We start from the raw sequence: 23,726 nt of genomic DNA on the forward strand, positions 1-23,726 counted from the left end.
TTGTAGTTAAACCGCTAACACAAGTTCTAAACGGTAATCAAACATGACTAAAATTATTGCTCGTACAGGACACCGAACAAAAAAACTTGGAGGCTATAACGAAGAAATCTTTATCAGGTTAGTAGCGTTATCTAAAGCCTCCCTCCTAAAAATGCAAGCTACAGAAGTCATCAGTGGCATGGCTTTAGGATTCGATCAAGCGCTTGCAATCGCTGCAATCGAGTTACAAATTCCCCTGATCGCTGCTGTACCATTTAAAGGACAAGACGAACTTTGGTCAGAGCAAGACAAAGAATGCTACGAGAGCATCCTATTTCAAACAAAGGCAATCGTCTATGTTGACAAAACTAGAGAATATTCCACTGAACATTCAGGATATAACCCCCAAAAGATGCACAAGCGTAATCAATATATAGTCGATCACTGTGATGAGGTACTCGCGCTTTACGATAGTTCAGATGGTGGAACTGGTAACTGTATCAAGTATGCCGAAAGCTTGGGTAAACCAGTGCTGAATGTGTGGAAGTCGTGGGTTAAGTATCGAGGCTTTTGAAGATTATGAAGTATAGCATTGAACTTTTGAACGAAACTACAAAGCTAACTTTAATGATTCAAGACCAGCTTAAGTGTTCATTTGAAGAAGCTTGCGAAGTTACAAAAATTATCTTTCGTCAAGTCAGGAATAGGGAACTTGTCATAGATAACTCTTTGAAATCTTTACTGCCTGATTTTCTCCAACAAGTAAGAAACACTAGTAAATAAATACAACAATATGCACAACCAACCTAAATCAGGACATCTCAAAAACTTTTCCGGCTTACAAATTGAATCCGCTATCGCTAAAGCATTTAAGGATCTGACACTTCTACATCGCTGTTCTGTCCGTCAAACTAATATCAATTTCACTTTCTTCGATCAAGGAACTATCGCCACAATCTGCAACGGCTTGAAGTCGCAAACACATCCACATCCAGCACTTGCAGCTTTAGATGCTTATGTTCACAATACCTTTGCCAAAATAAGAGCCTAGATAAATTTTGGCAAAAACGGCAAAACTAAGCATATATAAGCGGTTTGATGAAAATGTAGTTTGGAATCTGGAACCCTTATCCTGCCATCAATACGTTAAAAATCCTTGTGGGAAACCTTAAAGAAATTTTTCGGACTGATTGTTTTTGCCTACCCTCAAAGAAATGGGAGTCAATAGTTAAAGTATCATCATCTTACCCTCGTAAATTGGCGAAGGTATTGTAATTGATAAGCATTTTTGCTTTTCTTAGTGCCATTCAGGGCTGGTTCTTCTCCCCGTTCTAAAAATCTCTTTCTGATTCTTCCTACTGTATTGCGATGCAGGTTGAGAGCTAAACTGATTTCTTCATCTGTCCATCTTTTCGTTGCACCCTCACCTTCATCACACATCAATAGCACTTGTGCGTGCAATATTTTTTTGGCTGGGGCATATCCTTTATGGCTAATCGTTTCCAGTTTTTGCCTTTGTTCTGTATTCAACAGCACTTTATCACTACGGCCCCTTCCCATTGCCTTACCCCCATTTTGGGCTTTTCCTATTGCACTACTTTAGCCTTGGCATGCCAGTAGCCCCATTAATAACATTAGCAACTACTGCTTCATAAGCACCAATATCTACCCGCCTCCTAGAGATACGTCGATAGCCAGAACCTCGTTGGTCAAAAGGCACTTGTTCTGTGGTATTGCCATCTTTATCTACATCTGTAACATCCAAAGGTATATCTGCATTTTTCCCCGCGTTAATAGCAGGGCTGCCTGAGACAAGAGCATGGGTTTTAACTGAGCCGCCATTGTCTCGCAAGGTGGTAAGCTAATCGGCATTTAAGCTGCAATATAGTTGAGATTGCCTTTATTTTTGATTTTGCGATGCCACTTAATTACTAACTCACCTTGATTCAACAGCTTATCTAGCAGTGATTTTAATTCATCTACTGATTTAAACAGACGATGAGCAATATATTCCTTACATGAGTGCCAAACTAATTCGATAATGTTGTAATCAGGGCTATAAGCAGGCAAGAATTCTAAAACAAAATTTGGGAATTCTTCAGATATTTTAGCTAGAACATCTTTGCGTTTATGAAAACTAGCATTATCTAAAATTAAAATAATCTTCGTCCCAAATTTCGCAAAATCTTCAGAACAGTTCCCTTTACTTACCCATTCTTGTTTGATTATTTCATTTAGTTGTTGCAATTGCTCATAAAAAATATCTGCATTTCCCTTTTTTACAAAAAAGCATACGCGTTTCCGGTCTAATTCTCTAATTGCTCCCATCACATTGACTCGACCACAACGTCGTCGTCCTGGAACGTTCTTGCGTTTTCCTTTCTTACCCCAAGCCTTCCGACGAATCACACGTAAACTAAAACCACTTTCATCCCAAAACCATACCTGTAAATGCTCCGGATGTTCTCTTGCTATTGATAAATATTGAGTAAGCTTTTCTTTAAACTTGGCTCTAACTAGAGGGTTTTGTTTGTCTTCTAAACCATATTTAGACCAGATATAACTATACTTTTTTCTCTTTAATATCCTCCTTACCTGAGAACTACTTAAATCAATGCCCGTCTTTTCGGTTAAATATGTAGCTAATCTTTCTGCTGTCCATTTTCCAAATTCGTAACCTAACTCTGATGGTTCCTGGTCAACAGTTTTTAATAACAGTTCAATATATTCAGGAGTGGCTTTTCTGTAATGCTCATACTCTCTTTTATTATGTAAAGTTTCTAAATTGTCTGGCTCGCCGTGCATACACCAATATGCTACTGTTCTGTGTGAACAACCTAAAAATTGAGCAATTTCGTGTTGCGCTTTCCCATCGTTCTGGAGCAGAATAATTAAAATTCTTTCTCTAACGTGTGGTAGTTCACTTTCTTTTAAAGCAACATGAAGCTTGCTGACTTGCTCCGGCGTTAAAAAGTTTTTGGCTGCTGGTGGCATAGTTGCTTTTAGACGACTTCCTCTTATTATTATGCAACTTGCGTGCCGATTAGCTTATCCAGCACTTTTTCTATAGGAACTTTTAACTGTTCGTTACTATTGAAGCCTCTACTGCCATTGAGATTGCCAATGAGGTTATAGCCGTTGCTACTAAAATTACCAAAAAGGTCGGGGTTAGTGGTGTTAGTTGAATCGTTATTGGGATTGTCATAGTTGCCAGCAACGATGCTGTTTTCTATTGTGGCATTACCAAAGCTAGAATTATCAATGCCACCAGCGCTGCTTCCGCCATAGTAGTTGTAAGCAGTATTAAGTGTGATAGTGCTATTTCTGACGGCAATTGTGCTATCGTTGTATATACCACCACCAGCTTCTGCTTCATTACCACTGATAGTACTGTTATTCACGATTGCTGCACCAGAGTTGTAAATACCACCACCACCGTTCTTAGCTATTGTTATCCGATTATCATTAATAGTACTGTTAGCAACTGTAAAAACGCCAGAATTATAAACCCCGCCACCGTCGTCGTAAGCCTCGTTACCTTGGATGGTGCTGTAGTTTACAGTCAAAATCCCAAAAGAATTGTAAATGCCGCCTCCATCCGTACCTCCGCCGTTCTCACTAATGGTACTGTTGTCCACAGTTACAATGCCAGAAGAATTATAGATGCCACCGCCAGTCCCAAGAGCAAAAGTATTGTTATTATTGATACTACTATTACTTACTGTTAGCGTGCCTTCATTGTAAATACCACCTCCCAAATATCCTACGTTACGAGTTATAGAAGTGTCTTTTAATGTAAGGTTACCAGTGTTATAGATGCCACCGCCGTAATAACCAACATTATACTTAATAATACTATTACTTATGCTAAGAATGCCTTGATTATAGATGCCACCATAGTCGCCACCAGTGGGCCCAGAATTATAGCCATCAGCAATAGTTAATCCTCCTATCTTAACAGTGATACCACTACTAATTTCAAAGACAAGGGATGCATTATCACCACTAATAGTTAACGAGTTCGCGTCTTTACCCCTAATCTCAAGATCATCTATAATGCTTAAACTACTACCACCGAGAGTAATAGTATCAGCAATCTTATCGCCGAATATTCCATTAAAACTAATAATGTCTCTTCCTGTTTGAGCATTAGCATTCAAAACTGCCTGCTGCAAAGAGCCAATACCAGTGGCGTTGGTGTTAGTTACATTAAATGTAGACATTGATGATGTCATCCTCTCTTTACAAAGTATATTGATGTGATGCTAAAAACATAATTTTTTAGCAGTAGAAGCATGAAGCTTTTTTCTTAAGTACTCAAAACTCAAGAGTAAGTGTTGTCAAATTTTATAAAACACTAGACTACTTTCACAAATGCTTTTCAGAGTTAGATATAGTTTAGTTAAGGATTATTGCTGAAAGCTACATTGCTATAGAAATATTGCAGTGCAATATTTCTCCACAGGCGATCACTCACACTAGGCATTTGCTCTCAACTGTATTGTCTTAGAGGTTCAAAAAATCTGTCAGAATATTTGCTGGACAAGATAAACATAAACTTGTTAGTCAAAATACATAGGATAAGTATTAATATTACTATTTCCCATAACATTTAACTCATCCCTCGGTACATCAGTTTTACTATCTATAGCTAGTGCATTTTCCCCCATTATGCAAAATAAAAATAGATATGTAATAAGCTTTAAAAACTTACTTATCAAATATTATTCTTAGTCAAACATAAAGTATTCTAAATTTATTAGCTTCCCTTTCACTAAAACTGTTTTTCTTTGTCTCAGAATTAAATAGGTTAATTGCTTACTTTCTTTTTTTAAGAGTACAGCCATTTGCTTGATAAAGCAATACTAATACGAAAATTTTACTGTTTGCAAAAATTATTCGCAACCCAATACCATATATACTTCTTAAAGAAATAAACTATTTGTTGGAATATTTAACTTTTTTTTAGTAATTTTGATTTTAAAAAGTTTATTTAACTTGTCAATTTTAATAGTGCGTAAGAGTGTCCTATTTCAGTAGTATTAACTCTGGTATCTCTGTTTTGTCACTTTCGGTAGAGAATAATCCGGAATGCTTACAGAATAAGACTTTTATCAAAAACCATGATTGAATGGCAGTAAGAAAAACTCTAAGGTGTGCAGAATAAGGGTTACAGCTTTTAATGCTAGAGAGCGCAGTAATTAACTCACATTCCGCACCCTTAACTGTCACAATCGGTTATTACGGAAGTAAATTTAGTAAGAAAGAGTAAAAAATTACTTTTATCTAGAAAAAGTACATTTGAGATAGAAAAATTTCTCAAATTTATTCTCAATAATCAGCAATAAATAACGAGGTTGATTTGGGAGAAAAATTTAATAATATAATTTTATTCTTAGAGACTTAATATATCATTGCAAATTATAATTATCTATAAATAAATTTAAAAACGCCATAAAAACTTTAGCTCATTAATTTTATTAATGGGTAAAATTGGATAACTAAAATATTAATAATATTCATAAATCAACTTATATATTTATAGTAATTACGGCAAGCTTCTGGGAGGAACAGGAGAATGTACTTCATTTCTGATGTCAAATTTAAAAATTCTGTTTTTTGCTGAAAAGTCACAAGATGAACTGATTGAAAACATTAAAATATCCACCGCATTGTCGGATTATTTATGGTTTTTCCTAATTGATTTTTTACAGTATAGTTTAAGGATTTCAAAGCCGCTCTAATCTCTCTTTGTGCCAGAGTATAAACTAGCAAACATAACCCCATTATCATTGCTAATGCTTCGATTCTTTCTGGGCTTTTCAGGAAAATACTATCTGCTAAAAATAAAGGACTTTTGAGAAAACTAAATCCTCTCTCACATGACTGTTGTGCTTTATATTCAGACAGCATCTTCTCGTTGCTCAGTTCTTTCTCTGACAAAACATTTGTAGCAATTATAAACCTTCCAGAACTTAACCTTTCTGGTTCAATAACATCTTTATTTTCAGCAACCCTGGCTGATATTTGATAATATTTCAATTGATTCTCTTCTTTGATGTCGGCATATTTTTCGATAATTTCGATATTTTCTATCTGATGATATTTAAATTCTTTACTTATTTTGATTAATTCTTTTCTCGCATCAGTAGCACAAGCAAATTTCTCTTGTGCTAGTTTTTTTAACTTAGTTTGAGTATTAGTCAAAGCTTTTTCTATTTTCTTTGATAATTTCTTTAAGTCAGATTTTTTTCTATCTTGACTTTGTACAACTAACCATCTTTGCTCTATATCTCCATAATTTATTTTCTTTTGAGCGTATGAGTATCCTGATTTATCACTTTTAACAAATTCCGATTCTGTTAAACTCATCACTAAGCTTTTTGCTGATTTTATCGTCAATGGTACTCTAGTTAACCATTTGATACTCGACATTAACTTAATATTTGATTCTGTATATAATGCGCTATCTGCTACTATTAAACTATCAACTTTTATTCTTTTCTTATATTCAACTGCAATTTCTCCAAACTTTTTAGAATCAACTTCATTTCCTGATACTGTTTTTATATATATTGGTATATCTCCATCTCCTGAACATACTAATTCTGTAATAAATTGTTTTAAGTCTGGACGATGGTCACGCGAATAACCGTAGGTTAGTTTTATCGCTTGAGGTGATTTCCTCTCTTCATTTTCTTTTCCTATATAATCTGATTGTTTTTGATTATTAAAGATTACTTCTGGTAAACTATATTCATATTCTCCATCTACATGAAATGATGTTGAATCTAAGTGTGATGATGAGAGTGAGATCTGATATATTTGTACAGCATTTAAACTGATTGCTAAAAATACTGTATCTAGTCCTTTTATAAATAATTTATCTAATATTCTTCCCAGCTTATCATCATTGAGATATTCTGGTTTTACTTCTGCACCAATTAAGTGTTCGCAAGCGATTAATTCAAAGAATTTTGGGAACATATATAAAGGCTGTGACATCATACTTAATCCGTTTAAAATCATCGCCTTTACCACCTGACCTGCACTGACTTTTTCTCCTGGCTCTGCCCCTAGTCATTTATTAATTATTTCTACCATCCCAATTGAATCTACTATTCCTGCTACTATCCCTAAATGGTCAATCTTCTTCAATTCAAGGTCTTTGGTACTAAACATAACAACAGACAGAAATTCCACTAAAATATCTGTTGAAATTTTCTCCTAATTATGCCGATTCAAAACGTTTTTTTATCTTTTTATAGTTATTGAGGATAAAGCTTTCAATGATTTTGAACCCTTTTTGACATCAAAATAACCTAAGAACTAAAATTTTGTACTTAGTCGTAAATATTCAACTGTATATCTAAGTTAATTATAATAATTTCTATTTAGCTCTAATAGATTCTAGTCAATTCTTTTAATTATTAGTTCTTATGTACTAAATATATCTGTTCCTTTGGGGTGTGACAGTTGTAGGTGCGGAATGTGGGTTAAACAGCTTCCCAGGAGAAAACCCAGGCACTCTAGTAGCCGGAATAGTCATTGTCTCTTGGGTTTTGGGATTACGCCCCTCGCGTTCGGAGCGTTCTTGCCGCTCAAATGAGCCAAAGCCTACCAGCGTTATTTTCTCCCTATTAGCTATAGCTTCGGTCACGACTGACCAATTCGCAATTCGCAATTGTAATCCATATAAATAATTCCCAATTAGAGCCTGTAAAGAAACAACTTTTACAATTTGCTATCTAAAACCTTGCTAAATCAAGTATTTTTAGTAAAAAAGAAGGAAGGTTGTTTCTTGACAAGTTCTTAGTAATCCATAATTTCTAATTGTTTTTAACTGCGAATTGCGAATTGTTATGGCTGCTACAGTATCCACTAGCTCACATGAGTTCATAAATTAACTTTAGCATTGCAAGTAAGTATGGGAAACATAGCATCATTAGCTCTTCAATCAAAGGGGGAAAAGGAGTAAAAATCTCGCGACATATGTAGTCAACCGCGCCGCAAATGCTTTCCGCATGGCAGCACAAACTGCCGGAAAAAGTAATTCGAGGAGGTGCATTTTATCGTCGCTTACGTTCTCACTTGGGCGCATCTAAAGCCATCACTGCCACTGCACACAAATTAACTCGCTTGTTTTACCCAATTTGGACAACTACTGAAGAATATTCTGAATCTTGGTATGGACTACTATGAACAAAAATACTAGGAACTGATTCTCAAACACTTCCGGCAAAAAGCTCAGGCTTTTGGTCTTGAAATTGTCCCAATTTCTCCAGAGCAGCAAAACACTCCATCCTCTCCTACCCTTGCTACATAAGCTTTACATAAAGTGTTTCTTCAGAGTCAACGGTTCTTTAAAGCTTTGTTGATCACTGCTTCCTTCACTAGTTTTACAAAGTCTGGTGGAAAATCATTACCACTCAACTTGTTCCAACTCACTTCCTGTTTCAAATTATTCTTGTCCCCTTTCAGCTTTAATATTTGATTAACTGGGGTTGTGGGCTGCTGTAGTTCTTCTGCTCCCAAATATTTAGCTAGTACAGCATTATAAACTTGTTGAACTGCACTATCTTTCTTGCTACCATTTAAACCTATACTAGAGAATATAGTTTCTTTTTCCTCATTACTTGCTCCTTCTAGGAGTGTGAAAGTCTTTCCAGCAAGTTCCTTTCTAGCCTCATTTTTCTTGGTTGTGGTCTTATTAGGATCGAATCCTTTAACTTCTTTGTCCCGCATTTTCTGCTTAAACTTTCTTGTTCCCCATTGACCAATTTGAAAAGCTCCAACACCTGCACCCATAGCAGTAGCAGCCACTAATCCTGCTGGCCCAGCACTGAATCCTACAACCCCAGCAGCTAGTGTCACATTACCAAGAACAGTATTTATAGCTGCACGCTTCATTTTCTTTTTCTGTATTTCTTTGAGTTGATCTAGTGTCTCAAGTTGATCTAGTGTCGGTGAGTCTCCTATTTCGGCTAAATTTTTCTTATTCTTGTAAGCCTTCTTAAATTTGTAGCCTCCTTGGATAACCTCTGCACTACCCACTACCGCTGCTCCCATAGGAGCAACAGCCCCTCCAGCAATTATTTGCGCTCCTTGCGCCCCTCCTGCTGCACCAGCATTGTTTACTAAACTAGAAATATCTTTAACTGCACCTGCTGCCGATTTTGTCAAGTCTGCAACGTTTTTAATACCCCTACCCATAGATTTGTGACCACCAAAATTCTCTTTTTGAGCAGCTTTCAGACCAGCATCGGTATAAGTGATCAGCTTTGGTACAGTTGTCAAAACGCTAGCTGCTGACTTACCGACATCGAAAGGTATTGACGTACCTCCTATCGTACCCCCTTGTTTGACAGCTGCTAAAGCTCCTGATCCAGAGGTTGAACCACCCAGAGCCTGATGATGTTCAGCACCTTTTCGTGCTTGAGTTCCAACTAATCCAGTGTATGTAATAGCGGAAGTCATGTTGCCTAAACCGTCAGATGCATTTGCAATCCTTTCCCTTTTTGGCTTCGTCTTATCCCTAAATGCACTCTTAAATTTCTTTAGAGAATCTGAAAATAGGAGCAAACCACCAACAGCTTTAACATCATCCCTAGTCATGCCAATTACGGCTGCATCATTTCCAAATTTTTCAGTTTCGCCAGGGGGAAGGTTTAAGTAAGAGTTTGGGTCTTGATCATTGGCGGGAAGATTCTGTCCCAAAACTTGATCAACATTAGACTTGCTCGAATCCTGTCCCAGAATTTTGGTTTGATCTGAATAAGTCTCGTGTTGCTTTATCCCATCAGCAACTTGCTTCCTCGGCTCTTTGGTATTGTCAAAGGGTCTATTAATTCTTTCTTTTGCTTTATCCCAGCGTGTTGCTGGTTGCTGTTCTTGCTGTGTCCCTTGTGGCGGAATTTTTCCTTCTAATCCTCTAATTGCGGCTTGCTGTCGGTCTAGTTCATTTAACTCCTCAATTACTAAATTTACGAAAGCAGGTCGCCTCTGCTGCCGCAAGTCTGTAATTACCTGTTGTCTTGCCATATAATTCATTGGTAGCAACCGTTGTGCTTCCTGTTGCGGTGTCAGAGGTAGGGGAGGGATTGGTGGCTGTTGTTGCCGAAATCTTCTTCTAGTAGACGGACGCTGCGGTTGCTCTGGCTCAGACATAGCTGCCAGATTCTCCAGTTCTGACTGTGGAGGTAGCTCAGTCTCAAGCGTTGCTACTATTTGCTCTATACTCGCGTATATTTCCGCAATAGACCTATTATCTTCTTGCTGCTGCACATCTTGAGAGCTTGCTTGCTCAGAAGTACCCTTTTGTTGATCTTGAGCAAGTGAATCTTCTGGACTATATTGCTCACTATTGGATCTTTGAGACGAGCCTGGGGTCTTCGTGGATAGCCCTGCCTGGTCTTGCGTTTGATATGATATTAGCATTTGTCCAGCTATGGGAGCGAGAAAACTATCTTTTTCCTCGGCTATTTTGGCTAAGTCTTCTGGATTGGTTTTACCTATCTCTTCATCCAAGATATCAGTATAATATTCTTCCAGAACTGCATCTATTGCAGCTCTATCCACAAGATAAGCTGAATCATCTTCTTCCTTACCAGACGGTTGATCTGATCGCTGCTTTTCTTCAGGCACACGCTGTACAACATTACCTTGAGCAGGCATACACTGTACTCCAGAATTCGCAGCCCCAGCTACTTGTGCTGACTCACCCCGCGCTGCCCTAGCACCTAGCATATCAGCTTCAGCTTCTAATTGAGGGTCGGCATTGATGACAACTCCCTTGGACTGAGGCGCGGTCACTCGTCCGGTTTGCTGTTGTTCTATGTGAGCTAATTCGTGGCCTAGTAATTCTTGACCTGACTGAGTGGTAGGTTGATACTTACCTGGTTGAAAGTGGATATTTTTTCCCTGAGTATAGGCTTGTGCTCCTATCTTCTCTGCTTGTGACCCTTGGTGAATGCGGACATCAGAAAAGTCTGTACCAAAGGAAGCTTCCATCTTTTGCTGCACCAGTTTCGGCATGGGTTGACCGCCGTTACTGGGAGCTAAGTTTACTTCAGGAAGATCCTTGAGTGTCTCCTCAGTTTGCTTTGGCTGAAGCATCTCAGGCATTGCCGATCTTATTCCTGGAAATATGGGGATCTGGGCAAGGTTGAATCCTTGTAGTTTTGGTTCCTCTGGTTTCTGGGTCAACTCCTGACTCTGTGGGGCAGAGTTCACTACAAAAGGACGCGACTTAATTTGAGACTGTACTGGTATGGCAGCATCTGAAGTGGATTTTTTTCCAAGAAACTTCTTTGTCTGTAAAGCTTTCATTTCAAAGTCTCCTTAAGTGCTGCCTACCAAACTTAATATCCCTGAAGGCTAGGATAAATAATATCAGAGTTTTGTCTCAAAATTTACACAGAAAAATTCTACTAAAGTCCAAAGTTTTCCGCTAATTAGATATTAAAAGTGGGTAAACGGAAGTTAAATTGAGCTTTTCAATTTAGTAATAAAAATCCTCAAACCTTGGTAAGTCTCTAGCCTCTTCTACAAGTAGTTAAGCTCTATATTTGTATAGATTTCATGACTGATTCTACTTCTGAGGATTTACCCAACAAAGCATCTGCTTGAGATTTTGAGCACTCACAGCCGATTAGGGTTTATCTATTTCTAAATATAAAATATTGAAGTAAATATTTACACCCAACTTTTGATCTCGGCGTCAGTGAGCGAGCGCTCCAGTTTGATATATTCATTTTTAGTAGCCTGTAAAATATGTTTCATTCCCAATGACTCACCAGAGTTTGCGGCAATAAAGGCTGCATTCAAAGCGATATTACGGATATTACCCCCTGTGATACTCAGTTGGGCCAACTTGGTGAAGTCTAGCCCTTCAGTCGGCGTTTGGCTGGGGAAAACACGCTGCCAAATCTCTGCTCTTTGCTTCATATCTGGAAATGGGAATTGCACAACAAATCTGAGGCGGCGCAAGAAAGCTTGGTCGATTGAACTTTTTAAGTTAGTAGTTAAAATGGCTAAACCACGATAAGATTCTATCCGTTGTAACAAGTAACTGACCTCCATATTTGCATAGCGATCATGACTATCTTTTACCTCTGAGCGCTTTCCAAATAAAGCATCTGCTTCATCAAATAATAAAATTACGCCACCAGTTTCTGCTGCATCAAATACTCGTCGCAGATTCTTCTCTGTCTCACCAATATACTTATTCACAATTGAACTTAGATCGATGCGATAAAGGTCTAATCGCAACTCTTTGGCTAATAACTCTGCTGCTGTTGTCTTACCCGTACCGCTAGCTCCCGAAAATAAGGTACTGATCCCTAGTCCCCGCCCACTTTTGCTGCCAAATCCCCAATTTTTATACACTTTTGTCCGTTGTGCTACATGAGCGGCAATTTCATGTAGAATTTGCTGCTCTTTCTCTGGTAATACCAAATCATTCCAGTTGACAGACGGCTCAATTCGTTGAGCTAACTCATCTAAACGCACACGTGCTTGGTTGCGGCAGATATCCCAGAGGTGCAGATGGACAGAACTAGAGGCTACACTCTCGTCTATTTCTCTGTCTTTTTGTTCTTCTATTTTTTTAACTAAACTTTTGACTTTCAAAGAAGCAGCCTGAATGTTTGTAGGGCTGAGGCTGAAATGAGATACCAAAGTTTCTATGTGTTGTTGAAAGCTGGGTGTAATGTTCCCCAAAGCATTTTGCCAAATTACCTGCTGTTCCTCTGAGGTGGGTTGATACACGTCAAAAGTAATTAAAGGACGCTGCCTTTGACGGCGGCGAGCGCTACTAGTAATAATTAAAGGACAATTAATGGTTTCGATGAAACGGGAGATTGCACTCTCTCGGCTTGCTTCCATTGTTTCTAATTCATCACAATCTAGCAACAGAACGCGATCGCTTAACATCCATTCCCGCTCACACAGACACTTGATTAGATTTAGTTGGTTAGTATCTGTAGGAATCGCTTCTGCGGAAATAGCGTATAAACTTAATCCTAAAAAGGTACAAGCAGTGGAGGCAATCGCTGATTTACTCGCCACCTCTGTTCCACATAATTGTAAGACTGGTAATATTTCTGTCTCATTTGTTGCCTGCAACCAAATATCTGCCAACTGCTGTGCTACATATTGGTGGGAGGATACTAAATAAGCCGTGGCTGGTACTGGTAACTCAATCTCCATCAAGCGCTCATCCAAATGCTGCACTCCCATAAGATGATGCAATATCCGTTCATCAATCCGCAATGGATTGGTAGTGAGAGTATTTCCTACTCCAACTTCAATCAATCGCCATCGACGTAACGAGGCGTTAGGCATCAGCGCACTCCAATGCGGTTCTGCTAATGCTTCTAAAGCCAAACTAAAAGTAGGATAGTCTTGCTGGCGATCACCTTGAGCCTTAACAAACAGTGACGACCAATTACGATCCAATTCTCTACCTGCACATAACAGTAATACATTGCGCTCAAACAAAGACAAATCGAAAATATTGCACACCTGCTCTAACGCAGATGATGATTTATTGGCCTCAATTGTGGGGGAGTAAAAATTTTCGCTATCTCCGCCAAAGTTTTCGGAATCAGCTTTGAATCCTCTGTTTTCTTTCCATCGTTCCGTTTTCCCATTGTTTACAGTCTCTCCCACTTGATGAATATGATATTGTAGGGCTTCCCCTACGTGCCTAATTGCCTTCATCAAATAAGATTGATTAGCTTCTAACCATTTGTCATTTATTGTAGGGATTGATAAGTAGGTAGACATATACAAATGAAATTATTAATTCATAAAATTAAGCATTTGTCAAATAATTTTTCGTACTTAGTAATAAATATGAATTTATTACTAAATAAATGTTTTTAAAGCCCGTTAAGACAAAATTAAATTGTTATTAACAAATTCTTAATTTTTTGTTAATTGTATTTTCTCTTTTTTATAAAATGAAAAATATAACCATGTTTTTTACAATCTGGAGTTTAGACTAGGCAGCAAGAAATGACCCAGCAGGGCTGAGTTGAAGAAAAACAGATATGAGGCATGAAAATTGACTGACTTAAGCAGATTCTGGTTGTTGCTTGCGAGGTCGAGTTGTAGTTTTTTTAACAATGGGATAGCGAATTCTACGCGTTCGTGGTTGTCCGGTTTTCCAGCCAGGAGATTTTCCACGAGGTTTGGGTGGTTGAGCAGGAGTACCAATCGCCGCGAAAATTCCTCCCATAGCTTGAGCGACTCGTCCGGGGGTCAATTTATCGAGTGACTTTTGCCTTGGCGCTAGCCTCTCCCTTTGGGAGAAGGTAGAGGATTGTCAGTAACAATATCACGAGCCAACCACAACTCCCAAGTCATCAGAGGCATGAGGTCACTCCAGCGCTCACATTGCTTAGGACTACTGAACTTAGGCAATGTCCAGTGTAGGCGTTGCTTCAAAAAGCGATACCAGTGGTCAACAGTAAAGCGTTGCAAGTAGAGTTGCCAAACTTCTTCGAGTAGAGGCATTTCCTCTCCTACCCAAGCCAACCACAAAGATTTTGACACCCGTGAATTGCCAAGGTCATCAAGACGCTCAACCCTGATGAGAGACATAGGACGTGTAGCAGTTTTACGAAAGTGTAAATTAGACCATAAGCTCACTTTGACTCGTCCGAGCTTGGAATGGGTTACTTCTATGCTTTGAGTGACTTCACTCCATGTGAGAGGTTCATTAAGTTTAAATTTATCACCATGTTTCCTTGGTCGTCCCCTACCAGAATATGTTGTTGGTGCGCCCCATAAACACAGGTTAGAACGTGTGACTTGAAGAAGATTTTGGACACGTTGTCCAGCTTTACCTTCCAAAAATGGATGTCCAAGTTTACGTTCCAAAAACATCCAAAAAATAGGATAAAGGAAAACTAAACGGCTTAAACTCTATACCTGTATGCAAAATAAAGGTTTTGGTAATAGCGATGGCTATGGCAGCAAGCGATCGCAAAGTTTGTGATAAATTTACGAGTTAGGTAAAAAGTTGGCATTTGAGTACTATTTATCTGAATTTGCGTCCATGTTCTTGTTCCATTTCTGTTACTATGTCCATTTTCTTTTTCCAAACTTGCGTAGCTTGCCGCCGAAGGCATCGCTTGATTAATACCTTAACGAAGTTATAGGTATTTCAGCTTGCAACTTGTCCAACTTCTCCTTCCGAAACTTGTCCAAAATCTTCTTCAAGTCACAGAACGCAAACGTACTAAAATATCTGCTTTGATGTTGCTAGTCTTCAAAATGAAAGGGGCGCACCCATACTCACTATCCCAAACCGAAATCGGTCTAGTGGGTAAATGTTCACACACTTGTTGTAGTTGCCAAACCGCCTTCTGTATCGGGTTTTCCCAACTGGTAATTCGCTCATGTCGCAAGGGTAATACCCAACTGCCCGAATCTTCCGGTATCCATGCAATGGTACTATACCCTTGACCAACGGTAATTGGTTTGTCTCCCCCCATTGAGACAATACTGTGTTCAATTGTCCTCTCAATAAGAGTTACAGCATCTGGACGTGACCAGGCTGTGTAGTCGCCTGCTAACAACGGACGATCCTGTTTTGGCATCTGCTTGATGTATAACTGCATCAATTTCTGTCGCTGTGGTCTGCAATCTTGTAATACTTCGTAGATACTTGGCCATTTACGCCTAAATACTGGCGATAGCGATAAATCTGCCAAACTGTAAGCATTCCGAGTCAGCAATATTGCATCTGTCAGTTCAAAAGTTGCGTCATGCGCTCGACCTAAATACTTGTACGCTGCTTGACGAAATTCTTTTAATTTGTCACTTTTCATATTGGCAGACGAGAGTTGGTGGTTCTTCTCTCAGGTTCTGCTAATAGGGGGCCTGTGTTCAAGCACACCCCTTATTTTTTTCTTGAGGCACGGGCTATTTAGTCTAAACTCCAGTAGCTTGGGTAGGAGAAGAAATGCCTCCTTTAGAAGAAGTTTGGCGACTTTACTTGCGTCGCTTTACGGTTGACCACTGGTATCGCTTTTTAAAGCAACGCTTACATTGGACTGTACCAAAACTAAGTACCCCTAAGCAATGTGAGCGCTGGAGTGATTTAATGCCTCTGATGACTTGGGAGTTGTGGTTAGCGCGTGATATTGTTACTGACAACCCTCTACCTTCTCCCAAAGGGAGAGGCTAGCGCCAAGGCAGAAGTCTCTCGAAAAATTAACCCCTGGAAGAGTTGCTCAAGCTATAGGCGGAGTTTTCGCCGCAATTGGTACTCCGGCCCTATCACCCAAACCTCGTGGAAAGTCTCCAGGCTGGACGCCAGGAAAAACCCGTCTACGTAAAAACCGATTTCCAATAGTTAAAAAGACAGCAACACCACCCCGCAAAGAACCATCTGTAGCTGTTTAATATCAAAGATTATTCATACTTTTGGTAAGTCTCTGATTAACTCAGCCCTACTGGGTAGTTTTGTATTGCCTAGTCTAAACTCCAGAAGCTAACCACAAAGGTTTTGATATTCGTTGATTACCTTGTTGATCAAGACGTTCAACTCTGATCAGTGACATCGGGCGTGCCGCCGCTTTACGGAAATGTAGATTTTTCCATAAGCTAGCTCTTACCCGATGTAGTTTCGGATCATCTACCTCGAAGACAGATGCAGCCTCACTCCATGTTGTGGGTTCATTGAGTTTGAATTTAGACCCGTGTTTCTTGGGTCGTCCCTTCCCAGAATAAGCTTCAGGCTCACCCCATAAACAAAGATTTGAACGTAATCTTATTAGAATGTCTGCTGCAATACTAGTAGTCTTTAAGACAAAAGGCGCACAGCCATACTCGCTGTCCCAAACAGAAATCGGTCTAATGGGTAAATGCTTACACACCTGTCTTAGCTGCCAAATCGCTTTTGTAATTGGACTTTCGCCACTTGTAATCCGTTCATGTCTAAGGGGTAATGCCCAACTGCCTGATTTTTCAGGTATCCAGGCAATTGTACTATACCCCTGACCAATGGTAATCGGTTTATTTCCCGCTATGGATGTACCACTATGCTCAAATGTTCTCTCTTGCAACGTCACTGCCTCTGGGCGTGACCAGTTAGTATGGTCGCCTGCCAATAATGGACGCTCCTCCTGTGTTGGTATTTGTTTGATATATAGTTGCATCAATTTCTGCCGCTGTGGTCTGCTATCCTGTAATGCTTCATAGATACTTGGCCACTTGCGCCTAAATACTGGCGATAAGGATAAATCTGCTAAGGAGTAAACATTACGGGTCAGCAATATAGCATCTGTTAATTCAAAAGTCGCGTCTTTAGCTCTACCTAAATATTCATAAGCTACTTGACGAAATTCTTCAAGTCTGGCAAGTTTCATGTTGGCAGGCGAGTAAGGGTAGTTCTTTTCTCAGCTTCTGCCAAAAGGGGGCTGTGTTCAATCACACTCCCTTTTTTTTCTTGGTCATTCCCCATTTAGTCTAAAGTCCAGTTAGTCGAAAGCTGCCTAATATATAGCAGACTACTATAGCCAGAAAAATCCACCCCAAAGGATGAGCAGAAGTGAAAGGCAAATGCAGTAATTTCGGAATAGTAAGTGGTTCAAGAATAAATCCAATTCCGCCGATAGCAAACAAGCCTAGCCAGAAGCTGAGATTACTAAAAGCAATTATTTGTGCAATCTCAACAACTGATAATCCCCAGTTATAATAAAGCCGATAGCGAACAGCACTACCTGTTAATACCGCAAAGCCTACACTATTACTAATAGCATGACCCAAAAAATCTGCAAGAATAATTTTTAAATAAGGCAGTCTTTGACTAATCTGGTAGCAAGCTAAAATATCATAGACTGTAAGTACTAAATAACTGACAGTTGTCAGTCCCAATACTAATAATAGATGAATACTTGCAGTTGCTTTGATACTATTAACTAGTTCCCAATAGCTATACTTTTTGAGTTGCTGACTAATTGCAACTACAGCACAAATAAATAGTAGGAGACTCAATAACGAAAAAATCAAATTGATTCTACGCTTTTGCTTACTCATACAGTTGATGATTACAACAGTATTTAGTAGCTTACTCGGATTAGTCCATTATGAAATCTAGATTACTTTGTGCTACGGTGGGAAACGGCAAATACACTACTGAACCTTAGTAGTAGCAAGGATTTGGGAACTATTTGTTGACGGCGATCGCACTTGTCTAACATCTGTAACTCAACACTCACGTTCCCCCGCCGTTGCCCCACGCTGCCTTGAGAACTGCGATCGCTACAGAGGAAGCAGTGATGAGATTGCTTGACCACTAGCAATTCATCTATGGTGCTACTTTTTCTTTGAACAGCTTCCCAGCAGAAAACGCAGGCACTCTAGTAGCTGGATAGTCATTGGCTCATTGTTTTAGGATTACGCCCCTCGCGCTGGGAACGTTCCCGCCGTTCAAATGACCCAAAGCCAAAGAGCGTTATCTTTCTCCATTCGCTAGTGCGCTTATCACTCTCGTTGTAGCACCTGTGTACTAATCTAACTTTTCACGGGAAGTCTTCAAGCCGCGAAACAACATGACTTTTTCCACAGGCTGATTCTCAATAGCTCTAAATTGATCAAAATGGCTAACGTAAAAATCCAGGTTTGAGAAAAGCTGAAAATGGCGTTTTCCAGATGCCGTAAAAAGTCAGGTCAGCCAGTCGGTTGCTGACGCGTGAAAACCGCTAATTGAGCGGCGAAAGCACGCTTGAAGGCGGGTCGCGCTTCGCCACGGGCGACATAGGTAGAGAGATTTGGATAGTCGGAGAGCATACCCGAGTCTTTCAACCTGAGCAGCACTTCCACCATCATAAGGTCACCTGCGCTGAATGCGCCATCGAGCCAGTCGGCATCTCCAAGGTGACTGGAAAGTTCTAAGAGCCGTTTACGGATGCGACCTTCGACGACACGCAGGCGCTGCTCGTACCAGACCTCATCACGCTCTAAGTACGCGGCGATTTCCCGATCAACGATTGGCGGCTCCATCGTGTTAAGTGCGGCAAACATCCATATGATCGCTCGCGCTCGACTATTGGCATCGTCTGGCAACAGCCCTGTATGGCGCTCGGCAATATGGAACACGATCGCCCCCGACTCGAACAGGGCGAGATCACCTGACTCGTAGGTTGGAATTTGCCCAAAAGGATGAAGCGCACGGTGCGCGGGTTGCTTCATTTCACTGAACGAAACAAGACGAACGTTATAAGGTTGGCCCACTTCTTCGAGCGCCCAGCGAACGCGCATATCACGCGCCAGTCCCTTGCCGCGATCAGGCGACCGTTCAAAAGCGGTAATGGTGGGTGCCATTGTCAGGGTCATAGTGATTTCTCCTTTCAGTCCAATTTTCTGCTCTGGGTGTGTTCTGTCCGGCAAGAACAGCAACTCTAGATATCAGCATCAAAGCTGGCATTAAAAGCATCAGCGGAACTATCGCAAAAAGACAAATGCAACACTATTGGTAATAGTGTTACATACATTTTACAGGGCTTGCCAATGCTGGCGCTGCACGGCAATGTAACGTGGATTGGTGAAATAATACTTAGCTAACCAACTTCTAGGCTAGTTACAGCAAATACACGATTTATAGGCAAGTTAGGAATTTCTTTATTGTACATCCGAGCGACTTGGGAGACTGGCTTCATAGAGTAACGTTGAGCCAGTTTTATCGCTTCGGAATTAGCATCTGGTACATCAAGAAACACCGGAGCATCAGAACTAAAAGCAAGCAAGGCGAGTAAGAGTTGCTCGGCAATTTGTTCATCCTCAGCATTCAACGGCCCAATCCGGAAACCTGTGTGACTTTGGCGGATGACTCCATAACCAACAAGATGCCCATCTCTTACAACTCCATATGCAGCACTGTTTGGTTGCTTTATCCAAAGTCGTAGGAACTGCTCACGCTTTGCCGGAAAAAGCTTTTGCCCGTAAGCAATTAACTGATCAAAAGGCACATTTTTAAGCTCTACAATGCCGTCCGGCACAATGCCTGAGCCTACAGCCTGATAACGAATATGACTGTAGGCGATTTGAAAACCTGATTTTTGGTAATTCTCCTGTTGAGCAATCTCTCCATCTAAGCTAATGTTACGCTCACTACCAAGGTATGCCATTGCTGCCTTCCACATCTTCATGCCAAAACCTTGCCCACGAAACTGCTCTTTGACAATATAAAAGCCAATAACGGCAAAGTGTTTAGAGTAAGCAACAGCAGAAATACTTGCTACAAGTTCATTGTTCAATTCCCCCACGAAAAAACCGCATTGATCAGCTTGGTAAAAACATTCAGCATCATAAATTCCTGGATTCCAGCCTTCAACTGCTGCCCAATCAATTATCAAATCTAATTCTGACCTCCTCATTGCTCGAATGGTAAAATTGTCCATTGTCATTGGTGTTATCGCGGTCATAACATTTTTCTACTTTTATCTTATTGTGCAATCGCCCGAGGAGAAAGACAGATGAGGATTGATGATTATAATGCAGCAAAAGCGCTGACTGAAAAATTAAAACAAAGCTTACCAATTAAAGTCAAGGCTGGCAAACAGTTTCTCAAAACGTTAAAACAAAAAGGAGAACCCGCCAATCCAGACAGGGAATTTGAAATTGATTTCGTGGGTTATTCAGGAGATGAAGGTGGGATTATGTGCGGGCTAAAAGAGCCAAACAGTCCCGAAAATCAAGAAAAATACGTTTCTTCTATTACTCATCTAAAAATTGACCATAATCATCCCTTAGCTTCTGAAGTTCAGGCTTACCAACATCAGCGAATTCATAAATTAATGTTGCAAAATTCTAGAGGTTTTACAGCAGAGTTAATGACAATAGAGCCGACAAAAAAGAAAAAATCTGCTAAAGGTTTCGGGAATTGATTAACTCTGAACTTGTAAAGACACAAGGTCAGTAATCTGCGACTCCGTTTCAATCTCTAACAGTAGATGAAATTGTGGTAGGTAAGTAGCGGGCTGTTCGCCGTTATAGCAGTTTTTACTATGTTGCCTCTGTTCCAGTCAAGGGCATCGGCATCATGATGATGGCGAACAAGAACTATCCCATCCTGGCTCGCGTCAAAGCCGCCTACCAGATATTGATGGCGCTAGATAGCAAGCTCGGATTAACGAGTACTCGTTGAGGAAGCTCCTCTTTAAATCAAGTCGTGGCTTGCCACCGTCTCAAAAATGAACGAACATAGGGAAGCGCGATCGCCCTACTACAGCTCTTCTCAAGACAGAAGATCCTCCGAAAACAGGCATCAAGAAGCCAGGCGTTGACCCAGCGATCGCACTTGTGCAACATCTGCAATTCCACACTCACGTTCCCCCGCCGTTGCCCTACGCTGCCTTGAAAACAGCGATCGCTACGCCTTTGCAGCGATTAGATTGCTGGTGGTAAAGCAATGCATCTATGGTGCTACTTTTTCTTTGAACAGCTTCCCAGGAGAAAACCCAGGCACTCTAGTTGCTGGGATAGTCATTGTCTCTTGGGTTTTGGGATTACGCCCCTCACGCTCGGCACGTTCGCGTCGCTCGAATGACCCAAACCCTACCAGCGTTATCTTTTCCCCATTAGCTACAGCCTCAGTCACGACTTCTAAAAAAGCACTAATGATTTCATCAGCCTGCTTTTTTGTGACGTTGGCCTTTGCCGCTACAGCATCCACTAGTTCGCCTTTGTTCATAAATCACCCTGGAATGTTGCAAATAAAGGAAATCTAGCATTACTAGCTCTTATTAGCAAAGGGGAAAATGAATAAATTTCTAGCAACACATGAAAATTACATCCCTAAAATTGTTGGTTAAAAGTTTGGGAGAAATATCGAGTTATTATGAAATACTCTATTGACATTAAGTCATAACAAGCGTAAGTACTATCAGCAAGGAGAGAGGGCGATGAGGCTTATTTTATCTGCATCCTAGCCCAAGTTGTAGCCCCGTAAGATTAGAATTACTAAATAAATTGGGAACTTTGAGATGAGGGCAAACCTAATAGAGTCACTGTATCTGTTATGAGGAAGATTTTCGTTCTGAAGGTTGGAATTATTGCTGCTACTTGCTTTTTCTTGGGCGGATGCGCCCAAACTGCCGATAGCAAAGACCAAAGCCAATTTGAGCGAATCGTGAGCGAAGCGATTCGACCCATTATGGACGAGAACAATGTTCCGGGGATGGCTGTGGCGGTCACGGTTCAGGGAAAGCGATATTTCTTTAATTACGGTGTCGCCTCTCTTGAGAGCGGACAAAAGGTCACTAAGGATACGATTTTCGAGATCGGCTCGGTTAGCAAAACATTCACAGCAACCCTCGCGTCCTACGCGCAAATAAGTGGAACTCTGTCTCTTGTCGATAACGCAAGTAAATATCTGCCCGCGCTCGCTGGCAGCAGTTTCAACAAAATCAGCCTTCTCAATCTTGGCACCTATACAGCGGGCGGTCTACCCCTACAGTTCCCGGATGATGTCAATGATCAGCAGGATATGATCGCCTATTATAAAGGCTGGCGCCCGAGCTATGCGGCTGGTACCCATCGGCTCTATTCAAACCCGAGCATCGGCTTGTTTGGTTATCTGACCGCCAGAAGCATGGGCAAGCCTTTCGATGAGCTAATGGAGAAGAAGCTTTTCCCGAGACTTGGCTTGACGCGTACTTATATTAGGGTTCCGCAAGACCAGATGGGTAAATACGCTTATGGCTACTCGAAAGATAACAAGCCGATCCGAGTGAGTCCTGGCGTTCTGGATTCGGAAGCCTATGGCGTGAAGACAACTGCGTCCGACATGATCCAGTTCGTCGAGGCGAATATGAACGGCACGGAGTTGGACAAAACTCTCCAACGCGCGATTGCCGGAACGCACACCGGATACTTCAAGGTCGGCGACATGACGCAGGGACTAGGATGGGAGATGTATACTTATCCAATAAATCTCAACCGACTGCTTGCGGGGAACTCGCCGCAAGTGAGCCTTAAGGCCAACGAGGTGATCAGACTTGCTCCGCCGCTACCACCGCACGATAAGGTGCTGATCAACAAAACCGGCTCGACGAATGGGTTCAGTGCCTATGTTGCCTTTGTTCCAGTCAAGGGCATCGGCATTGTGATGATGGCGAACAAGAACTATCCTATCCCGGCTCGTGTGAAGGCCGCCTACCAGATATTGATGGCGCTAGACAGCAAGCTCGGATTGACAAACACTCGTTGAAGAAGCTCCTCTTTAAATCAAGTTTTGACTTGCCACCTTCTCAAAAACGAACGAACACAGGGAAGGCGCAATCGCCTTAGTTTAATAGTTCTTTACCTGTTCATCCAAAAAACACCATAACCACTGTTCTCCTAACTCCGCCGAGCTAATCACTGAATGTCCAGTTTCTTCATAATGCTGCCGTGCGTGTTGATGTTCAGAAGAATCACAGCACAGCATCTTGCCGCAACTTTGACAAATGCGAAGATGCACCCAGCGACTGTTGATCCGGATACACTCTTCACAGCGGAATACTGGATAGTTTGCTTTAGAAATCAGAGTGTCCACAGTCAGATTATCTAAATGTTTGCAGCTCATAGAGATTTGAGTGACACGTTAATCAGAGTATAGATTGGTGTGGGGTAACACAGCTAAATTTGTTAGTTAAGCACTAACATTCCCACTCACCCGATGCAGCCAAGGTTTTGCAGACTTAGTATTAATCCTATAGCCTACATCAGCAAGGCTTTCGCCATTCTTGGGA

Annotated in this window: 23 protein-coding genes and 3 pseudogenes; 6 read left to right on the forward strand and 20 right to left on the reverse strand. The window is 40.8% G+C overall.

What is annotated here, in order from left to right; genetic code table 11:
- Window positions 1–43: 43 nt before the first annotated feature.
- Entirely contained in the window at window positions 44–553 is a 510-nt protein-coding gene (locus WKK05_RS13030; RefSeq protein WP_341530098.1) for an SLOG family protein, read from the forward strand.
- 219 nt (window positions 554–772) lie between these two features.
- Window positions 773–1,030 carry a hypothetical protein gene (locus WKK05_RS13035; RefSeq protein WP_341530099.1) on the forward strand — a complete coding sequence of 86 codons (258 nt, stop codon included), beginning with the start codon at window positions 773–775 and terminating at the stop codon, window positions 1,028–1,030.
- A gap of 236 nt (window positions 1,031–1,266) precedes the next feature.
- Here WKK05_RS13035 and WKK05_RS13040 read toward each other — a convergent pair.
- The 6 genes and pseudogenes from WKK05_RS13040 to WKK05_RS13065 form a co-directional block, all read right to left on the reverse strand.
- Window positions 1,267–1,539: pseudogene (locus WKK05_RS13040) on the reverse strand (helix-turn-helix domain-containing protein); the annotation flags it as partial.
- Window positions 1,540–1,573: 34 nt separating this feature from the next.
- Window positions 1,574–1,831 carry a choice-of-anchor Q domain-containing protein gene (locus WKK05_RS13045; RefSeq protein ID WP_341530100.1) on the reverse strand — a complete coding sequence of 86 codons (258 nt, stop codon included), beginning with the start codon at window positions 1,829–1,831 and terminating at the stop codon, window positions 1,574–1,576.
- 20 nt (window positions 1,832–1,851) lie between these two features.
- Window positions 1,852–2,973, reverse strand: a complete 1,122-nt coding sequence (locus tag WKK05_RS13050; protein ID WP_341530101.1) for an IS630 family transposase — start codon at window positions 2,971–2,973, stop codon at window positions 1,852–1,854.
- 29 nt (window positions 2,974–3,002) lie between these two features.
- Complete coding sequence (locus tag WKK05_RS13055; protein WP_341530102.1) at window positions 3,003–4,202, reverse strand: hypothetical protein; 1,200 nt, start codon at window positions 4,200–4,202, stop codon at window positions 3,003–3,005.
- A gap of 1,303 nt (window positions 4,203–5,505) precedes the next feature.
- A pseudogene (locus WKK05_RS13060) lies at window positions 5,506–7,161 on the reverse strand (IS1634 family transposase).
- 262 nt (window positions 7,162–7,423) lie between these two features.
- Complete coding sequence (locus WKK05_RS13065; protein WP_341531080.1) at window positions 7,424–7,690, reverse strand: HU family DNA-binding protein; 267 nt, start codon at window positions 7,688–7,690, stop codon at window positions 7,424–7,426.
- Between the two features lie 302 nt (window positions 7,691–7,992).
- On the opposite strand from WKK05_RS13065, the gene WKK05_RS13070 reads away from it, so the two are divergent.
- Window positions 7,993–8,181, forward strand: a complete 189-nt coding sequence (locus WKK05_RS13070) for a hypothetical protein (protein ID WP_341530103.1) — start codon at window positions 7,993–7,995, stop codon at window positions 8,179–8,181.
- A 150-nt stretch (window positions 8,182–8,331) separates the two neighbouring features.
- Here WKK05_RS13070 and WKK05_RS13075 read toward each other — a convergent pair whose 3' ends face one another.
- From WKK05_RS13075 to WKK05_RS13100, 6 genes are all read right to left on the reverse strand, one after another.
- A complete protein-coding gene (locus WKK05_RS13075; RefSeq protein ID WP_341530104.1) occupies window positions 8,332–11,307 on the reverse strand; it encodes a DUF4157 domain-containing protein in 2,976 nt (991 codons plus the stop codon).
- A gap of 366 nt (window positions 11,308–11,673) precedes the next feature.
- Window positions 11,674–13,767: an AAA family ATPase gene (locus tag WKK05_RS13080; protein WP_341530105.1), complete on the reverse strand. Its 2,094-nt coding sequence runs from the start codon at window positions 13,765–13,767 to the stop codon at window positions 11,674–11,676.
- Window positions 13,768–14,056: 289 nt separating this feature from the next.
- Complete coding sequence (locus WKK05_RS13085; RefSeq protein ID WP_341530106.1) at window positions 14,057–14,248, reverse strand: hypothetical protein; 192 nt, start codon at window positions 14,246–14,248, stop codon at window positions 14,057–14,059.
- A gap of 26 nt (window positions 14,249–14,274) precedes the next feature.
- Window positions 14,275–14,871, reverse strand: coding sequence for a hypothetical protein (locus WKK05_RS13090; protein WP_341530107.1), 597 nt, complete (start codon window positions 14,869–14,871; stop codon window positions 14,275–14,277).
- A gap of 32 nt (window positions 14,872–14,903) precedes the next feature.
- Entirely contained in the window at window positions 14,904–15,116 is a 213-nt protein-coding gene (locus WKK05_RS13095; RefSeq protein WP_341530108.1) for a hypothetical protein, read from the reverse strand.
- 87 nt (window positions 15,117–15,203) lie between these two features.
- A complete protein-coding gene (locus WKK05_RS13100; RefSeq protein WP_341530109.1) occupies window positions 15,204–15,818 on the reverse strand; it encodes a transposase in 615 nt (204 codons plus the stop codon).
- Window positions 15,819–15,952: 134 nt separating this feature from the next.
- Between WKK05_RS13100 and WKK05_RS13105 the strand changes: the two genes are divergently transcribed.
- On the forward strand, window positions 15,953–16,177 hold the full coding sequence (locus tag WKK05_RS13105; protein ID WP_341530110.1) for a hypothetical protein: 225 nt from the start codon (window positions 15,953–15,955) through the stop codon (window positions 16,175–16,177).
- A 292-nt stretch (window positions 16,178–16,469) separates the two neighbouring features.
- Here the strand turns inward: WKK05_RS13105 and WKK05_RS13110 are convergent, their stop codons facing one another.
- The 6 genes and pseudogenes from WKK05_RS13110 to WKK05_RS13135 all read right to left on the reverse strand — a co-directional run bounded on the left by WKK05_RS13110 (window position 16,470) and on the right by WKK05_RS13135 (window position 20,417).
- A complete protein-coding gene (locus WKK05_RS13110) occupies window positions 16,470–17,360 on the reverse strand; it encodes a transposase (RefSeq protein ID WP_341530111.1) in 891 nt (296 codons plus the stop codon).
- A gap of 100 nt (window positions 17,361–17,460) precedes the next feature.
- A complete protein-coding gene (locus WKK05_RS13115) occupies window positions 17,461–18,030 on the reverse strand; it encodes a YbhN family protein (RefSeq protein ID WP_341530112.1) in 570 nt (189 codons plus the stop codon).
- A 62-nt stretch (window positions 18,031–18,092) separates the two neighbouring features.
- On the reverse strand, window positions 18,093–18,290 hold the full coding sequence (locus WKK05_RS13120; protein WP_341530113.1) for a hypothetical protein: 198 nt from the start codon (window positions 18,288–18,290) through the stop codon (window positions 18,093–18,095).
- An 11-nt stretch (window positions 18,291–18,301) separates the two neighbouring features.
- Window positions 18,302–18,455: pseudogene (locus WKK05_RS13125) on the reverse strand (HU family DNA-binding protein); the annotation flags it as partial.
- A 208-nt stretch (window positions 18,456–18,663) separates the two neighbouring features.
- A complete protein-coding gene (locus WKK05_RS13130; RefSeq protein WP_341530114.1) occupies window positions 18,664–19,329 on the reverse strand; it encodes a glutathione S-transferase family protein in 666 nt (221 codons plus the stop codon).
- Window positions 19,330–19,553: 224 nt separating this feature from the next.
- Window positions 19,554–20,417, reverse strand: a complete 864-nt coding sequence (locus WKK05_RS13135; protein ID WP_341530115.1) for a GNAT family N-acetyltransferase — start codon at window positions 20,415–20,417, stop codon at window positions 19,554–19,556.
- A gap of 51 nt (window positions 20,418–20,468) precedes the next feature.
- Between WKK05_RS13135 and WKK05_RS13140 the strand changes: the two genes are divergently transcribed.
- Window positions 20,469–20,879: a hypothetical protein gene (locus WKK05_RS13140; RefSeq protein ID WP_341530116.1), complete on the forward strand. Its 411-nt coding sequence runs from the start codon at window positions 20,469–20,471 to the stop codon at window positions 20,877–20,879.
- Window positions 20,880–21,409: 530 nt separating this feature from the next.
- On the opposite strand, the gene WKK05_RS13145 is transcribed toward WKK05_RS13140, so the two are convergent.
- Window positions 21,410–21,685, reverse strand: a complete 276-nt coding sequence (locus WKK05_RS13145) for an HU family DNA-binding protein (protein ID WP_341530117.1) — start codon at window positions 21,683–21,685, stop codon at window positions 21,410–21,412.
- Between the two features lie 327 nt (window positions 21,686–22,012).
- Between WKK05_RS13145 and ampC the strand changes: the two genes are divergently transcribed.
- Window positions 22,013–23,203, forward strand: coding sequence for a class C beta-lactamase (gene ampC, locus WKK05_RS13150; RefSeq protein ID WP_341530118.1), 1,191 nt, complete (start codon window positions 22,013–22,015; stop codon window positions 23,201–23,203).
- An 81-nt stretch (window positions 23,204–23,284) separates the two neighbouring features.
- On the opposite strand, the gene WKK05_RS13155 is transcribed toward ampC, so the two are convergent.
- The gene (locus WKK05_RS13155) at window positions 23,285–23,560 is read right to left on the reverse strand and encodes a UBP-type zinc finger domain-containing protein (protein ID WP_341530119.1); all 276 of its coding nucleotides are present in this window, start codon (window positions 23,558–23,560) and stop codon (window positions 23,285–23,287) included.
- Window positions 23,561–23,726 lie beyond the last annotated feature (166 nt).

This window comes from Nostoc sp. UHCC 0302, from assembly GCF_038096175.1.
Lineage (GTDB): Bacteria > Cyanobacteriota > Cyanobacteriia > Cyanobacteriales > Nostocaceae > UHCC-0302.

Excerpts from the sequence above, each read along its gene's own strand:
- WKK05_RS13130 (WP_341530114.1), bottom strand. The coding sequence starts at position 19,329 with ATGACCCTGACAATGGCACCCACCATTACCGCTTTTGAACGGTCGCCT.
- WKK05_RS13035 (WP_341530099.1), top strand. The coding sequence starts at position 773 with ATGCACAACCAACCTAAATCAGGACATCTCAAAAACTTTTCCGGCTTA.
- WKK05_RS13140 (WP_341530116.1), top strand. The coding sequence starts at position 20,469 with ATGAGGATTGATGATTATAATGCAGCAAAAGCGCTGACTGAAAAATTA.
- WKK05_RS13090 (WP_341530107.1), bottom strand. The coding sequence starts at position 14,871 with ATGTTTTTGGAACGTAAACTTGGACATCCATTTTTGGAAGGTAAAGCT.
- WKK05_RS13095 (WP_341530108.1), bottom strand. The coding sequence starts at position 15,116 with ATGCCTTCGGCGGCAAGCTACGCAAGTTTGGAAAAAGAAAATGGACAT.
- WKK05_RS13030 (WP_341530098.1), top strand. The coding sequence starts at position 44 with ATGACTAAAATTATTGCTCGTACAGGACACCGAACAAAAAAACTTGGA.
- WKK05_RS13075 (WP_341530104.1), bottom strand. The coding sequence starts at position 11,307 with ATGAAAGCTTTACAGACAAAGAAGTTTCTTGGAAAAAAATCCACTTCA.
- WKK05_RS13100 (WP_341530109.1), bottom strand. The coding sequence starts at position 15,818 with ATGAAAAGTGACAAATTAAAAGAATTTCGTCAAGCAGCGTACAAGTAT.
- WKK05_RS13105 (WP_341530110.1), top strand. The coding sequence starts at position 15,953 with ATGCCTCCTTTAGAAGAAGTTTGGCGACTTTACTTGCGTCGCTTTACG.
- WKK05_RS13070 (WP_341530103.1), top strand. The coding sequence starts at position 7,993 with ATGCTTTCCGCATGGCAGCACAAACTGCCGGAAAAAGTAATTCGAGGA.
- WKK05_RS13135 (WP_341530115.1), bottom strand. The coding sequence starts at position 20,417 with ATGACCGCGATAACACCAATGACAATGGACAATTTTACCATTCGAGCA.
- WKK05_RS13080 (WP_341530105.1), bottom strand. The coding sequence starts at position 13,767 with ATGTCTACCTACTTATCAATCCCTACAATAAATGACAAATGGTTAGAA.
- WKK05_RS13110 (WP_341530111.1), bottom strand. The coding sequence starts at position 17,360 with ATGAAACTTGCCAGACTTGAAGAATTTCGTCAAGTAGCTTATGAATAT.
- WKK05_RS13055 (WP_341530102.1), bottom strand. The coding sequence starts at position 4,202 with ATGTCTACATTTAATGTAACTAACACCAACGCCACTGGTATTGGCTCT.
- WKK05_RS13145 (WP_341530117.1), bottom strand. The coding sequence starts at position 21,685 with ATGAACAAAGGCGAACTAGTGGATGCTGTAGCGGCAAAGGCCAACGTC.
- WKK05_RS13155 (WP_341530119.1), bottom strand. The coding sequence starts at position 23,560 with ATGAGCTGCAAACATTTAGATAATCTGACTGTGGACACTCTGATTTCT.
- ampC (WP_341530118.1), top strand. The coding sequence starts at position 22,013 with ATGAGGAAGATTTTCGTTCTGAAGGTTGGAATTATTGCTGCTACTTGC.
- WKK05_RS13115 (WP_341530112.1), bottom strand. The coding sequence starts at position 18,030 with ATGAGTAAGCAAAAGCGTAGAATCAATTTGATTTTTTCGTTATTGAGT.
- WKK05_RS13050 (WP_341530101.1), bottom strand. The coding sequence starts at position 2,973 with ATGCCACCAGCAGCCAAAAACTTTTTAACGCCGGAGCAAGTCAGCAAG.